This window comes from Mucilaginibacter ginsenosidivorax (assembly GCF_007971525.1).
Lineage (GTDB): Bacteria > Bacteroidota > Bacteroidia > Sphingobacteriales > Sphingobacteriaceae > Mucilaginibacter > Mucilaginibacter ginsenosidivorax.
Genome location: NZ_CP042437.1, coordinates 3,388,613 through 3,404,004 on the forward strand (window position 1 = coordinate 3,388,613; position 15,392 = coordinate 3,404,004).

The 15,392-nt window shown below is 44.2% G+C and carries 10 protein-coding genes; 5 read left to right on the forward strand and 5 right to left on the reverse strand.

Features of this window, described 5'->3' with window-relative positions:
• Positions 1-15: 15 nt before the first annotated feature.
• The 5 genes from FSB76_RS14170 to FSB76_RS14190 form a co-directional block, all read right to left on the reverse strand.
• Entirely contained in the window at positions 16-2,643 is a 2,628-nt protein-coding gene (locus FSB76_RS14170) for a non-ribosomal peptide synthetase (RefSeq protein WP_147054373.1), read from the reverse strand.
• A 162-nt stretch (positions 2,644-2,805) separates the two neighbouring features.
• Positions 2,806-4,482, reverse strand: a complete 1,677-nt coding sequence (locus FSB76_RS14175) for a C45 family autoproteolytic acyltransferase/hydolase (protein WP_147054375.1) — start codon at positions 4,480-4,482, stop codon at positions 2,806-2,808.
• Positions 4,475-5,983: a phytoene desaturase family protein gene (locus FSB76_RS14180; protein ID WP_147054377.1), complete on the reverse strand. Its 1,509-nt coding sequence runs from the start codon at positions 5,981-5,983 to the stop codon at positions 4,475-4,477. Before FSB76_RS14180 ends, FSB76_RS14175 begins: the two co-directional genes overlap by 8 nt.
• 179 nt (positions 5,984-6,162) lie before the next feature.
• Positions 6,163-10,005 carry a trifunctional MMPL family transporter/lysophospholipid acyltransferase/class I SAM-dependent methyltransferase gene (locus FSB76_RS14185; protein ID WP_147054379.1) on the reverse strand — a complete coding sequence of 1,281 codons (3,843 nt, stop codon included), beginning with the start codon at positions 10,003-10,005 and terminating at the stop codon, positions 6,163-6,165.
• A gap of 11 nt (positions 10,006-10,016) precedes the next feature.
• Positions 10,017-11,204, reverse strand: coding sequence for a DUF2062 domain-containing protein (locus FSB76_RS14190; RefSeq protein ID WP_225976512.1), 1,188 nt, complete (start codon positions 11,202-11,204; stop codon positions 10,017-10,019).
• Positions 11,205-11,461: 257 nt separating this feature from the next.
• Between FSB76_RS14190 and FSB76_RS14195 the strand changes: the two genes are divergently transcribed.
• The 5 genes from FSB76_RS14195 to FSB76_RS14215 all read left to right on the forward strand — a co-directional run bounded on the left by FSB76_RS14195 (position 11,462) and on the right by FSB76_RS14215 (position 15,322).
• Positions 11,462-11,851, forward strand: a complete 390-nt coding sequence (locus FSB76_RS14195) for a hypothetical protein (RefSeq protein ID WP_147054381.1) — start codon at positions 11,462-11,464, stop codon at positions 11,849-11,851.
• A gap of 271 nt (positions 11,852-12,122) precedes the next feature.
• Positions 12,123-12,707 (forward strand): Crp/Fnr family transcriptional regulator, encoded by a 585-nt coding sequence (locus FSB76_RS14200; protein WP_147054383.1) that lies wholly within the window; start codon positions 12,123-12,125, stop codon positions 12,705-12,707.
• 121 nt (positions 12,708-12,828) lie between these two features.
• Positions 12,829-13,650, forward strand: coding sequence for an alpha/beta hydrolase (locus FSB76_RS14205; RefSeq protein ID WP_147054385.1), 822 nt, complete (start codon positions 12,829-12,831; stop codon positions 13,648-13,650).
• Between the two features lie 7 nt (positions 13,651-13,657).
• A complete protein-coding gene (locus tag FSB76_RS14210; protein WP_147054387.1) occupies positions 13,658-14,626 on the forward strand; it encodes a zinc-binding alcohol dehydrogenase family protein in 969 nt (322 codons plus the stop codon).
• A 66-nt stretch (positions 14,627-14,692) separates the two neighbouring features.
• Complete coding sequence (locus FSB76_RS14215; RefSeq protein ID WP_147054389.1) at positions 14,693-15,322, forward strand: Crp/Fnr family transcriptional regulator; 630 nt, start codon at positions 14,693-14,695, stop codon at positions 15,320-15,322.
• The last annotated feature ends 70 nt before the right edge of the window (positions 15,323-15,392 follow it).

Genomic DNA, 15,392 nt, shown 5'->3' on the forward strand with positions numbered 1-15,392 from the left:
AGCCTGGCTTGCTCGTTAAAAACCGGCGTTTAATTCCTGCTGTAGCCGTTTGCCAAAAGCCGCAACCTGGGGCTCGTCAAACAGGGTAAGGTGATGACCGTCAATGGATATAGCTTTGATCTTTTTTGCATGGGGTTTCCAGCCCAGGTATTTAAAATCATCCATGTAAAATGTTTTTTGTTTTGCCTTAAAAACAACCAATCCTCCGTCGTATTTATCAATCACATATTTTATATAGAGCGATACACTCAAGTCAAAAACACTAAGTTCAAAAGGCCCGGGTTCCGAACTGCCACCTAACTCCGCCGAAGAGCTGTTGTCGGCATCGCTCTTCACCGTTTCACCGTTTCGCGACTTTATTTTTGCCAAAGCGGCTTTTAAAACCAGTTTGCTATAATTTAGCGCGGGTTTTAAGCCATTACCAAGCATGCGGATGTTAAATGCCATTAACCGTAAAACGGTGTAAAAAGAATACTGGGTTTTTATTAAAGCGGGGTCGCGGGTTAAACTATCAATTATGGCCAGTAATTTAACTTCTTTACCTAATGCCTTTAACTGCCGGGCCATTTCAAACGCGAACACCCCTCCCAGGGAATATCCGGCAACCGCGTATGGGCCGTAGGGATTATCCTTCAGAATACTGTTTACATAATGCGTTGCAACCTCTTCAATGCTTTCAAATTTGTGGCCCTTGTTATTAAACCCGTTTGATTCAAACCCGTAAACGGGCTGATCGGGATCAAGGGCTGCAGCCAAGGCAAAAAAGCCATCACCGGCCTGGTCGCCACCGTTTACCAGGTACAACGGCGGAAGGTTGCCACCTGCTTTAAGCGGAATAAGGGTGTTTGATTTTTGCACAGCTCCCGGCTTGCTTAAAAAATCGGCCAGTGATGAAATTGTGGGGTAATGATGCAGGGTAATGTAGTTAATGTGCCGCTGCGTATACCGCCGCAAAAACGACAATAATTTAACGGCAAGTAATGAATTGCCGCCTAAGTCGAAAAAATTATCCAGTACGCTTATGTCTTCTGTTTCAAAAAGAGATTTCCAAAAAACAAAGATTGCATTTTCCAATTCATTCGAGGGTTCAATAATCTGGTGTCCCTGATCTCCGGGCAGTTCGGGATTTACCAACAGATGTTTGTTGATTTTTCCGTTGGATGTAAAGGGAATTTGCGTTACCGCTTTAATGCTGGCCGGCAACATATAGCCAGGTAGCTTAGTGAGTAGATAGTCCCAGATATCGGCAACGGAAACGCCTTTGTTTAAAACAACAAAGGCGATGATATTTAAACTGCCCGCCGATGTTTTTTTTACCGCCGCAACAGCGTGCTTTGCCAGTCCGCTGGTTTTAAGTACCGCTTCTATTGATTCCAGCTCAATCCGGTTGCCGGCAATTTTAACCTGGTCATCAATCCGGCCTAAATATTCTATGTTTCCATCGGGTAATTGGCGGCCAAAATCTCCGGTTTTAAACAAGCGACCCGGCTTTTCGTTATTAAACGAGTTTACAATAAATCGGCTTGATGTAAGTTCCGGCTTATTCAGATAGCCGCGTGCTACGCCAATGCCGCCTATATACAACTCCCCAATGCCGCCTGGCGCCTGCTGCATTCCCTGTTCGTCGAGCAGATAAAGCGAGGTGTTGTCAATGGCGCTGCCAATTAATACTTTATCTGAAGTGCCAAAGCCATCCGGCACCTGCCAGAAGGTGGAATGGATAGTGGTTTCGGTTGGGCCATATAAGTTATAGAGGTTTACATTGGGCAATTTGTTTTTTAACAACACAACCTGGTATGTGCTTAGGGCTTCGCCACTGCATATTATGGTATTTATTTCCCGGTACTCATCAGTTTTGCAATCCAATAAAAAAAACTCCAGCATTGCCGGAATAAAATGGATGGTGGTTACACGGAACAGCTTTATGGTTGCTTTTAACTTTTCGCTATCACGGTAGTCGTCTTTATTGATGATGATTAACCGCGCGCCCGAAAGCAGGGGCCATAAAATTTCCCACACAGAAACATCAAAGCAAAAGGTGGTTTTTTGTAATACAACATCACTTTCGTGGAGTTTAAAATACCGGTGCGCCCACATTAAATTATTTACCAGGCTACGATGCTCAATGATAACCCCATTGGGATTACCTGTTGTGCCGGAAGTATACATGACATACGCCCGGCTTTCGCCCGCAATATTGATGTTTGGATTGTTTTCGGAATAGTCAATACCATCAAGTTGATCAACCAATATCTGGCTGGCGTTGGCGGTCCCCTGTAGCAGGTGTTGGCATTCGGTGGTGGTAAGGATGAGCCGAGGCTGGCAATCTTTGAATATGTAATTAATCTGGGCAGCCGGATAATCAGGATCTATAGGGACATAAGCACCTCCTGATTTTAATACGCCAAGAATCGCAACTATCAGCTCGATGCCCTGGTTGAGGCATACCGGGATTAAATCGTTGGGTTTTACACCTCTGTCTATTAATAAATGGGCCAGTTTATTGGCACGCCTGTTTAGCACAGCAAATGTTACGTATTCGCCATTGAATACGAGGGCAACGTTATTTGAGTATAATTCAAAACAATCGTTTAGCGCCTCGATGATTGAATTTTCTATTTTAGGGGAAACTGGGGTATTCAAATTGTATCAATTGGGGCAAGCAGGTGAAAAATTGACAGTGAATTGTTGGCGCGAATTTACTAAAAATGAAGCGTTTTTGATTGCGAAGAGATACGAGGTATTGTGATTTTTACACAAAAATAAAATCGCACGATATTAAACACAAACTAACTATACGGCGGCTTATTTTATCTTTTCCGTGCACTTTTTTATCTGTATTTTAATATGCTCTTCTTCTTTTTTTGTGGCGATAACCTTGGTCAGCGCCGATTGGTAATAGCCTAATGCCTTTTTATAATCTTTTTGTTTAAAAGTGTAATCGCCGGCTATAACGTAAGCGAAATAGTATTGCGGATTGGTAGCAACCAGGCTATCGGTATTGATGGTTTCACCGTCTAACACGCGTTGGCGCATTTTGCGGAAGTTTACAAAATGGAGGTATTGGGCTGTGGATAGGAAGGTATCTGCTGGTACGGTTAGTTTTTCTTCGTTAATTTCCTGGTCTTGTTTCATACCGCGCAGACCGAATACTTTTTTAAGATCGTAGGCAACATACTCGCCTAATTGCCATGGCGAGGTGCTTACCCATACCAGTAGCTTTTTAGGCTCAAATACAATGCTGTGGTGGCTCATCAGCTGATTGATGGCCTTTTCATTACCCATGCCAATGTTTTGGCCATGCAGGCCTTTCTGGTCGCGCAGGATGGCTATGGTTTTTTGTACCGTGTTTTTCCCGTTGGCATTCAGCAATTCCATTAAACGGTTGTAGCGATACGGCGACGCGCTCTCGGCCATCTGCACTTTGTTTTCCTTTGATTGGCTAAGGCCCTTGCTTTGGAAATGATTGGCACAAAGAATATAATCCTGGTGCGGATCATACATATCCAGCGTATCCGGCGTTTTCTCTATCACAACCGCCTTATTATCGGCTGCCGATGCTACCAGGAAAGCCTCCGATACAAACATTTTGCGTTTTTTAGCAATGGCATAGGCCTCCTGCGTGTTTTTGGCGTATTGCAAAATTTCGCGCGCTACCAGCGATACAGGTGTTGCCGCTCCTGTTGGGATATTTGTTTTATCGGCATTAATGGTTACGCTTACGCCTTTCTCGTTCATGCCGCTTACGGCGCCAATAAAGCCGCCCCAGGTAACCGTCATAAATTTATACCCATCAGAGGGGTTAAAGAAAGCCACCATTTTATCCTGCGCGAATTTATCGCCCACATAAAAATCAAAGTTGCGGCCAATGATCATGGTGCTGTCCTCACTTTTTACGCCCCAGGTGCCAAATGATGTACAGCCCACCAAAGCCATGCTTTGCAGGGCATGGCCGATATCATGCGCCGCGTGATAGTTTAAAATACGCTGATAATTGGAGCCTATATATTGGTATTTGTCCGATGCGGATTTAGAGATGCCATAAATCTCCTCCTTGTATTCTTCTGTAATGTTTTTATCCAGGTTTCGGTTAAACCAGGCTATAAAATATTTTAAAAAATGACGGTAAAAGTTGGAGGGTACAATACGACTTATCTGCTCCACAAAATGGTCTTCCTGGGCTACCACCAATTCCTGGCTTAGCTTGCCGTTAATAACGCCACGCTCAAAGGGTTTTCCCTCTACATACATCTCAAAAAGGCCGCTCTTGCTTTTACGGAACCAACTGTTGTTAATGGTATAAAACCCCTTGCTTGGCTGCTGGCGTATTAGGTTAAGGCTGCTTTGGTCCTTAGGCTCGGGCGGGTAATCAATGGCTACAATGTACAGGTACACCATGCCTATAATAATAAGCCCTACAAAGCCAAGGAACGCATACAACGTTCTTTTGCCAAACTTTTTCCAGCTAAATTTTTTACGCATTCCGTATTTTTCCTATAATGGCATCGTCGCCAAGTAATGTGGTGCAGGTAACAATAGCGCTCATGGCCGTACCTAAAATGCCGTGCAGATTTAAGTTTTGGCCGGTAAAATAAAGGTTGGGTATTTTAGTACGCGGCGATATAAAGGTTTTCAGGGTGTGCTTATAATCCTTAACAATGCCGTACAATGATCCATCACCATTGCCAATATAATCGCGGTAGCTAAGCGGCGTGGCCGAATAGTATGATTTTACATGGCTCCGGAAACCCGGAAACTTCTCTTCCACCATATCCAGCAGTTTTTCGCTTTTGCGGATCTTAAATTCCTCATACGTTTCGCCCCGTTCATTAACGTTTGATACCGTGTTAAAAGTATCCTCCCATGGCTTCATCTCCTCAAAACGCATATAGGTAAGTATGGATGCGCCATCGGCATAATTGGGCGATTTGGACGATGGTGCCATAAAATAGGCAAAGCCAAGCGGCCAGTTTTCCCCGGTATATTCGGCTATGTCCCAAACATGGCCCTCCTTGCCAACGTAGTAGTTGGTATTAAAATAAGGGAAGCTATCCTTTTTAAAAACAACGTTCAGGGTAAATGACGACACAGAATTTTCGAGCCCCTTTAAGCGGTTGCGATAGGCCAGCTTAATGATATCGCTGTCCGTCATCTCCAGCGTTTGTACCGGGTGGATGTTGGAGATAAATTGCTTGCCGTAAATTTTACCGCCGCCGGCAATTTCCACATGCGATACCTTGCCATCCTCAACCACAATGCGCTTTACCAGGCAATTACGCTTAATAACCCCGCCACGTGCGCGTATGTTTTTGGCAATATACTTGGCAATTTGCGAACCGCCGTCGATACATTTGTACGAACTTTCAATATAGCTGTTCAGTATCAGCGCGTGTACATAAAATGGCGTTTTATCGGCCTGCCCGGCGTATAAGGCGTTGTTGCCCGCCAACACGGCCTGCAAGCGTGGGTTATCTGTTATAGATTCGATAAAGCCCTTGGTGTCAATTTCCAACACGGCCGATTTCTCGTTAAAGTCATCGCCGCTTTGCAGGTTGTATAACGAGAATTTGCTGCATACCTCTTTGATCTTATCGCAATAGGCGTTAAGCGCGGCTTCCTCACCGGGAAAGTGTTTTAATATATGGGCAATGAAATTATCGTATCCCTGGGCGTATTCATACTCAATATCTTCGCCGTGGATGCCTATCTTATCAAAAACAACATCCTGTTTTTGCAGCTTAAGCTTATCTATAATGTCGATGTATTTGAAAATCTGGTACAGGTTTTGGCCTTCATCCAACCCGCCAAGGTAGTGTACGCCCGAATCAAAGATCACTTTATCGCGCACATAAGTTTGCAGCGAACCACCTATTTGCTGGTTTTTTTCGATGACGCAAACTTTAAAACCTTCCCTGCCCAGTAAATCGGCGCTCACCAATCCCCCCATGCCACTGCCGATAATTACGGCATCAAAAATCTCCATTTATCTAATCCCTGTTTTATATATTCAGTTTAAATCCGTTATGGTTTAAAACGGGCACCGGGCGAGGGATCCCCTCTTGAGAGGGGCAGGGGTGTGTTATCACGTGTTTAAACACATCCCTGCCATTTCGCTATCCCGGCCCGCCCCCTCTCAAGAGGGGAATTGAAACCAAATCGTCATTATTCAATTACAAAAATAATATTTGATGTGAACTTTGTCTCATCTATTATTTTGCAACTCATGTTGTTAGCCGCCGCGATATCCTCTACCAGCTGTGCCGATAAAAACGAGAGCCCCCGGCTTGCCTTGTTAAACTTGATAAACCTGGTCGAAAAAAACTCGGTTAGTTCTGTACCACGGTGCTTTTCCTTCAAATCTTTATTGCCATCGCGAATGATCAGTTTGCCGCCGGGGTTCAGGCTTTTCATGCATCGCTCCATGATCAGTTTTTGTTCATCGGGCAGCATGTAGTGCAGCATATCAGCTATAATAATGGCATCGTATTTTTCAAATTCAAAGCTTAATACGTCGGCATGCTCAAAATTGATGTGGGCATCTTTGCTAAAGTTATTATTGGCTACCTCTATTTTATCCTCATCATAATCAATGCCTATAAACTCGCGCTGCGGGGCGGCAAAGTGCAGCATGTAGGGCATAAAGCCATAGCCGCAGCCAATATCAAGCATCTTACCTTTGGCAGGCAGCAGATCATGAAACTGCTGGTAGTTTTTCTCTAAACGCACTTTTATCCGCATATACCATTCCAGTACCGGCCCTTTGTACAGGTAATTGTAAATGAGCTGTTCGCGGTAGTATCGTGGCTGTTGTATCTCCTGGCTTAGCTGCTTAAACTCGGTCTTAAAATATTTGCTGATGGCTTTGGTCCGTTCGGCATAGCCGGTTCCAAAAGTAGTGTCAGCTGGTTTTATGCGGGGCAGGTATTTCAGGGTGATCTTGCCGTTCTTCAGCAGGAAATCGCCCTTGGTCATGCAATAGCCTGTTCCGTGGATAAGGATGGGCTGAATGTCCATTTTTAAAGCCTCGGCAAGGTAAAAAGCCCCTTTATGAAAGCGCTTGATCTCGCCGTCTTCTGACCGGGTTCCTTCGGGAAATATGACGATGGAATAGCCTTTTTTTACCCTTTCGGCCAATATATCAATACTTTCTTCGGTGCCTTGCGCTACGGGGAAATAATCGGCCATGCGTACCACAGCGCCAAACACCGGCGAATTCCACACCCAGTTATTGGTAAATAAAATGAGCCGCGGGTTTAGCATTACCAAAATCAAAATATCCAAAAACGATTGGTGGTTGGCGATGATAACCGATGGGTTTTTAAAGTCGGCCAGGTGTTTATTGATGATCTCCTTTTTTACATTACCCATAATGTAAATCATCGACCAGGAAAACCGGGCCAGAATGGCATGGTATACCAGCTTACCTTTTTCTTTGCTAAATGGATTCAGCCGGAATATAAAGCCTAATGCAGAGAGAATTAAACAGCCGGTTACAAAATAAGTAAACGCAAAAATGCTGATCACAAACCCGCTGATCGTCCAGGGGAAGTGCTTCTTCGCTGCCCGGTTTTTAATGAGGATGTTGAACAGGAACGGGATCAATATTTGCGACATAATAACCACGCAAACAATCCCGATGATGGATATTGCGGCTATCGACCGTAAGGCCGGGTGTTTGGCAAAAATCAAAACCCCAAGCCCGGTAATGGTAGTAATGGCCGATAGAAAGATAGATGATTTATAAGATGATAATACCTTTTTGCCCGTTTTATACTCCTGCAACAGGCCATCCATAATGTACAGGCTGTAGTCATCGCCCAGGCCAAATATCAGCGCCGAAATAATGATGTTTACAATATTGAAGCCGATACCGAAGATGCCCATTAAACCTAAAATCCAGATCCAGGAAATGGCCATGGGGATAAAAGAAACCAATGCCAGCTCCATGCGCCCGTAGGTAAGCAGCAACACCACAAATACCAATAGTGAGGACATGACCGCTATTTTGGTAAAATCGGCGTTGATGATCTCTACCAGTTTATTGGTGAGGTATTGCTTATCTATAACAGTAACATTGGGGGCGTTTTCAAAAGCTTTATAAATGGCGGCTTTTTTATCCGGCGATGTTTGTACCAGCGTTACTACAGTGGAGTGGCTTGGATATTCATTAATAAAATTATCCAGGAAACTTTTCCTGATTTCGGCTACGTCATCGTCGTTGGTGCGCGAAAAATCCTTGTTCAATAATACTTTAAATTTTTCAAACGCCGATGTGCTAAACCCTTTCAGCTTGCCTTCGCTTTCGAGCGTAGCAAAAAGTTGTTGTTTCTTTTCGGCGGTCCAGTAGGTATTCCAGCGGTTAACCCGTTCTTTTTGCAGCGAATCGGAGATGATGAAGGAGGATACATCTGATGATTTTTTGACGATACCCTGCTCTTTCAGCTTTTCAATCTGCCTGGCCAGCTTTTCGTTGTTTATCAAAGCCCTATCCAACGTTTTTCCTTCCGATACCAGGTAAACCGATTGCAGCGCGTATTGGTTAATTTTATTGAGCTTGTTTTGCGATTGCTGCAACGCGGGCGGCATGTAGTTCATTTTGGCTACATCAAACTCAAACGTTACATCGTTGGCCTTGTAAAAAAACACGCCCGTAAGCAGGATAATGCCAATAACGATGTACTTGTTGTACTCCGGGTTAAAGGAGGCCAGTTTATCAATCCAGGATAGCTGGGTAAAAGTGTGGTTTTCCTGTTCTTTTTTTGTGGATATAAACTGCGGTAAAAATACCAGCGAACAAATGGAGGCGCCTATTAAACTAAAGGCAGCAAATAAGCCCAGGTCCTTCAGCATTTCCGATTCTACAAACTCCAGGCACAGGAAACCGCCAATAGTGGTAAAACTGCCAACGGTAAGGGGCAAAGTAAGGTCGCGGATTACCTGCTCTACGCTTTTGGTGTGGCGGTAATGGTTAAATACATGCAACGAGTAATTGATAGCGATACCCAGCACCACCGAACCCGTGCCCAATGCAATAACCGAGATGCTTCCCTTTAAAAAGTAAATAGCGGTTAGCGAGAATAGTGAACCAAACAGTACCGGGATAAGGATAATGATGGGCGCTCTTTTTTTGCGAAAGTACAAACCTAAAAACAAAATGAGTGCAACAACCGTGGCGCCTTGTGTAAGCGCAGTATCGCGCCTTAACTGTTGTGCGTTGCCATAATACACCGCCGCCGATCCAAAGTAGGTTGCTGTCGCGATGCGCTTTGGCTTGTTGCCAAGGCTATCGATCAACTGGTCGAGCCCTTTTATCAGTACCGAGTTTTTGCCCGTATTATTGGGCGGATAGGCCGGCGTGATAAACATCAACAGGTTTTTATGGTCCCGGGTTACCACGTAATTATCGTACAGTTCAAAATTTTTATCGTACTGCAGCTGTTGTAGTTTTTTAAGGCCGATAAAGGAAATGCCAACCGGGTCGTTACTGATAATGCTTTTGAGCGCTATGCCGGCCGGCGATGTAAGCGTGCGGTAATCATAAGCCAGGGTTTGTTTAACTTTTTCTGGTGTTATAACTGTATCAATGGTTTTGTAATCCTTCTCCGTTAAATAAATGGGTAAACGCTGGCTTATGGTGCCAAACAATTTCATCACCACATCATCATCTACTTTAAAATTGGCCTTGCCTATATAATCTTTAAGTTTTGGCCCTACTGCGGCGGCAAATTCATCGGCATAGGCAACCAGGCTATCGGGGTTGGCTGTGGCGGTGCTATCTTTAAGCGATACCATGATCACCAGCTTATCCAAAAACTTGGAGTTTTGGAAAACCTCGTTGAGCCTGGCAATCTTTTTATCTTTCGGGATAACCTTGCTGATATCTTCCTCAAACTTTACGCGCGAAGCAAAGTAGCCCATCGCCAGAAAGCAGGCCGCGAATACGGTATAAAAAACAAGCTTGTTTTTAGAAAAATAATGATATATGAGGATAAGGCCTTTTTCCATTTAAATGGGAACTATAATGCGGCAGGTGATTTTTTAAGTAGTTTTAATAACCCGTAGGTCATCAGTCCAACACTCAAAGATGCCACAACAGCTAAGGTTAAACTGCCATAAATATACTGCTCTAAATGTGCTCCGATAGATTTAAAAGAGATATGCGAACTGAAGGCGATATTGGCAACCCTGTCGCCCATCCAATACTCGCCGGCTTTATAGCTTAAAAAGAGGATAACCGGAATCATGGGCGGGATACTGATATGTGCCGAGAACACCACCAGCGCCTTGTTTAGTTTAAATATAATAGAAAGAAATATGGCCACTGCAAGTTGAAAGCCCCATATAGGCACTATCCCCATAAAAATGCCAAAGCCGATAGAGAGTGCTTTGGTTTCGTCCGAATCGTTGGGATTATACAGGGTGGCTAATATTTTTTTACGGCCTTTTTTTTTTAATAAATCGCGGAAGAAGTTGCGCGGCTTAATCCAGGCAAAGGCGATGACTACCAAAAAGGCGTTCAACACGCCCACCCTCGAAAAATCGGTAAAGGGACGGAAGTGCGATACCCTGGTTTCTTTTGGTGCATAATAAACCGTAACCGGTACCGAATCCATATGCACACCACGCCAAACAGCACGAACGATAACCTCTATCTCAAACTCGTACTTTACGGCGTAAAATTTCATTCCCTCCAGCAGGTACAAAGGGTAAAGCCTGAAACCCGATTGGGTATCGGGGCAATGGATACCGGTTTCTACCCAAAACCAAAAGTTAGAAAACTTGTGACCGAAACTGCTTTTGCCCGGCACCGCGGCCTGGTCCATATTGCGGGAACCTATGATGATGGCATCGCGTACATCTTCCAGTTTATTTAAAAAGTTGGGGATGTCTTTGGCAAAGTGCTGCCCGTCCGAGTCGATAGTTAGGGCATATTGGTAACCCTTTTCCATCGCGTAAGCAAATGCCTGGCGTAATGCCCAGCCTTTACCCACATTTTGTGGATAGCTGATAAGCTGCACCTGCGGGAATGATTTTACAATTTCTTCGGTATCGTCTGTCGAGCCATCGTTAACTACGATGATATGGTTGCTATAGGCGGCCACATCGGTTATTACACCAGCCAGGGTAAGGTGGTTATTATAGGTAGGGATTATAACACAAACCTGCAATTCCTCAAACCGTTTACTGATATCCTCAAATTCCATTAATTACCCCTGATCTGTAATAAAGTCAACACAACATTTTTATACATAACAAAATTAGTGTTAATGCTGACAAACCAATTAAATAGTTTCAAATTAATAAAACGGAAACTTTAGGGTAACCTATGAAAGTTATGCCTGAAGTAATTAATATGCCAAAACATATATTGCCCACAGCTAAAAACGGCAATATGTAATAATATATTTTTTTTCGGCACGCCGCTTGTTTCCTATATTGTGGATATTTAATAATTAGCAACATGAAAATTATTTTGACCATGATATTATTGAGCGCCCTGTTAAGCGCCTGCGAAAACGGAAGCGGAAACCCACCGGTAGATATTGAAACAAACGGCGGGTTAAACGGCGTTGAAATTGTGGAAACCAGCGATAAATATGATGTTACCCAGGGCCTGTATTATGTACATGCAACCATAAAAGCCACTGGTAAACAGGTGTTTAGGAATGTTTATGTTGATGCTACTTATTATAATGCCATGGGCCACGTGGTGGCGCAATCAAAAGGCGAAGCTGATTTGGTATTAAACCCGGGCGAAAAAGACGTTGTTGAAACGGCTTGTTTTTTCCCAACATCATCAGATATGCCTACCAGGGTGGTATTAACTACCCGGGAAGAGTACTCCAAGTAATTTTCCCCTGCTGAGCTCGGCAAACCACCGGCGTTTGCCCGGGGAAATTTTGCCCGGGAAAGCAGACTTCTCACTGGTTATTTCGCACCCCAAAATACCCCAAAGATGTGATATCCCATTTTTAAAAACAGGGTTAACTTGCAAATGGCTTATGCCGGGGAGCCGGCGCTGAAGCTATCTTTTAACGGCACTTGTTTGACACGCTTCACCACCAGGGAAGGGCTTGTTGTAAATATCATTCAGTATATTAGTGCCTCGTAAATAATATATAGTGTCAATCAACAAGCTTCTTTCCTGTTTCGATAAATACCTGCCCCTTGATGAGGGAGAAAAGGCCGACCTTGCCCAACGGGTTACCGAACGGAAAATTAAACGTCGTCAATTCATTTTGCAGGAAAACGATATTTGCAGGCATTACACCTTTGTTGCCGAAGGCTGTTTCAAAAAATTCCAGGTTGATAAAAAAGGGACGGAGCATAACCTGCAGTTTGCTGCTGAGGGCGACTGGCTAATGGAAATTGATAGTTTTTATTTTGAAAAACCCAGCCGCGTTTATATTGAAGCTATTGAGCCGGCTGTTATTTACCAGTTAAACAAGGCCAACCTGTTTTACCTGTTCACCAACAACCCCAAATTCGACAGAAATTTCAGGGTAATTGTAGAGGATCGTTTTGTTGAACAGGAAAACCGCATCCTGCAAACCATCAGCTCAACAGCCGAAGAGCGCTACCTGTCGTTCATTAAACAATACCCCCATTTATACCAGCGTCTGCCAGGCACGCAAATAGCATCGTACCTGGGCATTACCCCCGAATTTTTGAGTAAAGTGCGTAAATACATCGCCCAAAAACAGTAGTACCCTTAAACTACATTAAGGGTATTTCTTAAACTACTTTATAGGCAGTTATCTGTTTATACCGCCACCTTTGTGCAGCAAACGGGATGATTTTTTGCCCGCAAAAACAAAGTACAAAGCAATGGAAGACATAAAAGAACGAAGAGAACGGTTTGAAACCTTGGGCGCAATTTATCCTAAAGCGCTATCGGTAAAAACAGAACAGGTATGGATAGCCGGGGTTAATTGTTATTGGCTAACCCCGGTTAATGCCAGGCCCCAAAGAATAATTATTTACCTGCACGGCGGCGCATTTGCGGTTGGCTCTATCCGCTCGCACGAGGCTATGGTAAGCCATTTTGCCCTGGCAACAGGCGCAAGAACTTTATTTGTAGATTATTCCCTGGCGCCCGAAAAGCCATTCCCGGCAGCACCCGATGATGTTTTTGCCGTGTACACGGAGTTACTTAACAGCTACCCCGGCTACGCGATTAATTTTATTGGCGATAGCGCCGGTGGCGGTTTAATTGTATATGCAGTTGCCCGGATGCTTGAACAGAAAATTCAGCTACCTAATGCGGCAGTGTTGATTTCGTCCTGGATAAGTTTGCACTGTGATAATCCATCGCATGAAGAAAACCGCTCCATCGATCCGGTGCTAAGCCGCGAATATGCAAAAGCATCGGCTGCCGATTATATTGGTAACTCACCTATCGAAATAGTAAGCCCCGAAAACGCGCGATTGAACAAGTTTCCACCGGTGCTTATTGTGGTTGGCAGTAACGAGATATTGCTGGACGACAGCAGGAATTTTTATGATACCATAAAAGAAGTTCAGCCGGATGCAAATTTAACCATTTACCAAAATCAAAACCACGTTTGGCCATTATCGGGTATTGATACCAATGCATCACAAAGATTGCTTAGCCAGGTGGCAGAATTTTTAAACGCTCCTGAAAACTAACAACAACATGAAAGCAGCAGTAACCCCACAACCCGGCATGCCCGGGGTTATACAGATACAGGACCTACCCATACCAGCAGCAAAAGAAGGCTGGATATTAATTAAAATAAAAGCTTTTGGTTTAAACCGGTCGGAGTTGTTTACGCGGCAGGGCCACTCGCCGGGTGTTATGTTTCCGCGCGTACAGGGTATTGAATGCGTAGGGGAGGTGGAGCATGACCCCTCGGGTACTTACCACAAAGGCCAGAAAGTGGCTGCCATAATGGGCGGCATGGGCCGGGAATTTGATGGGGGATATGCCGAATATACCCTTGTTCCGCAAGCCATTGTTTTTCCGTTCGAAAGCGATTTGCCCTGGGCAGCGCTTGGAGCCATCCCCGAAATGTTCCAGACTGTTTCGGGCTCGCTGAATGAAGCATTAGAAATAAAAACAGGCGAAACATTGTTCATTCGCGGCGGTACGTCGTCTATCGGCATGCTGGCCTGTCAGCTGGCGAAAAGTAAGGGGCTGACGGTGATTTCAACTACCAGGGATGAAGCTAAAGCTGCCCACCTTAAAGAAAACGGCGCCGATCATGTGATCATCGATGATGGCGATGTAAATTCAAAACTTAGGCAAATAATACCGCAGGGTGTTGATAAGGTTTTGGAGCTGGTGGGTATTGCAAGCCTTAAAGACTCCCTGAAATGTATCAGGCCCAAAGGTATAGTTTGCATGACCGGCATATTGGGCGGCAGCTGGACGATGAACGAATTTACGCCCATGGGCGATATCCCATCACTGGGCCGCCTTACAGTTTATATGGGCGATGCTGCCAATTTGCATAAAGACAGTTTGCAGGAATTTATAGATGCTGTAGCTGGTGGAAAAATTAAACTGAATATTGATAAAGTGTTTAAGCTTAACCAGGTTGCCGAAGCGCACAGCTACATGGAAAGCAACCAGGCAAAAGGAAAAATTGTGGTAGAAATTTAAAAGCGATAGGGCTGTAAAGCAGGCTGATAATTGTAAATTAGGGGGCATGTTTTAACCTGAAGCTTTATGAGTAACACCAGCGATTTTCTTGCCAGAATCCCTTTTTTTTACGAGCCTGAATTTAAGGCCGAACTACAGGAGCATGCCAAAGTGATGAGCTTTAATAAGGGCGATGTAATTGTGCGCGATGGGCAGTATGTAAAGTTTTTGCCTATTGTTATTAAGGGCGCCATCAGGGTATTTCAGCAAAAGGAGGATAGGGAGTTTTTGCTTTACTATGTAAAAGCCGAAGAAACCTGTACCATGTCGCTTGCGGCGGCTTATTTTAATAATAAAAGCACATCGCACGGGGTAGTTACCGAACCAACGGAGGTGCTTATATTCCCGGCTGGTTTGATAGATCAGTGGCAGCTCAAATATCCGTCATGGAACAGGTACGTGATGAATATTTTCAGGAAGCGGTATGATGAGCTGATAAGCAATTTTGAAGTGACCGTGTTTGAGCATATTGATGTGCGGGTGATGGAATACTTAAAAAGCCGGGCGCGAAATGAGGGCAGCAATTCGGTTCATTTTTCGCACCAGCAATTGGCCGATGAACTGGGTACAACCAGGGTGGTTATATCGCGGATATTAAAGGAATTTGAACGGCAGCAAAAAATAAAGCTATACCGCGGCCGTATAGATATGCTTTAAAAATAAATTTTTGCCTGTGTATCTTTTGATACCGTTTTGAGCGGAGAGGCGCTTGTAGTTTTGGTGTAAT

What these genes read in the sequence shown, in the direction of transcription:
- FSB76_RS14175 (WP_147054375.1), bottom strand. Translation starts at nt 4,482, where the DNA reads ATGCGTAAAAAATTTAGCTGGAAAAAGTTTGGCAAAAGAACGTTGTAT.
- FSB76_RS14180 (WP_147054377.1), bottom strand. Translation starts at nt 5,983, where the DNA reads ATGGAGATTTTTGATGCCGTAATTATCGGCAGTGGCATGGGGGGATTG.
- FSB76_RS14185 (WP_147054379.1), bottom strand. Translation starts at nt 10,005, where the DNA reads ATGGAAAAAGGCCTTATCCTCATATATCATTATTTTTCTAAAAACAAG.
- FSB76_RS14190 (WP_225976512.1), bottom strand. Translation starts at nt 11,204, where the DNA reads ATGGAATTTGAGGATATCAGTAAACGGTTTGAGGAATTGCAGGTTTGT.
- FSB76_RS14195 (WP_147054381.1), top strand. Translation starts at nt 11,462, where the DNA reads ATGAAAATTATTTTGACCATGATATTATTGAGCGCCCTGTTAAGCGCC.
- FSB76_RS14205 (WP_147054385.1), top strand. Translation starts at nt 12,829, where the DNA reads ATGGAAGACATAAAAGAACGAAGAGAACGGTTTGAAACCTTGGGCGCA.
- FSB76_RS14210 (WP_147054387.1), top strand. Translation starts at nt 13,658, where the DNA reads ATGAAAGCAGCAGTAACCCCACAACCCGGCATGCCCGGGGTTATACAG.
- FSB76_RS14215 (WP_147054389.1), top strand. Translation starts at nt 14,693, where the DNA reads ATGAGTAACACCAGCGATTTTCTTGCCAGAATCCCTTTTTTTTACGAG.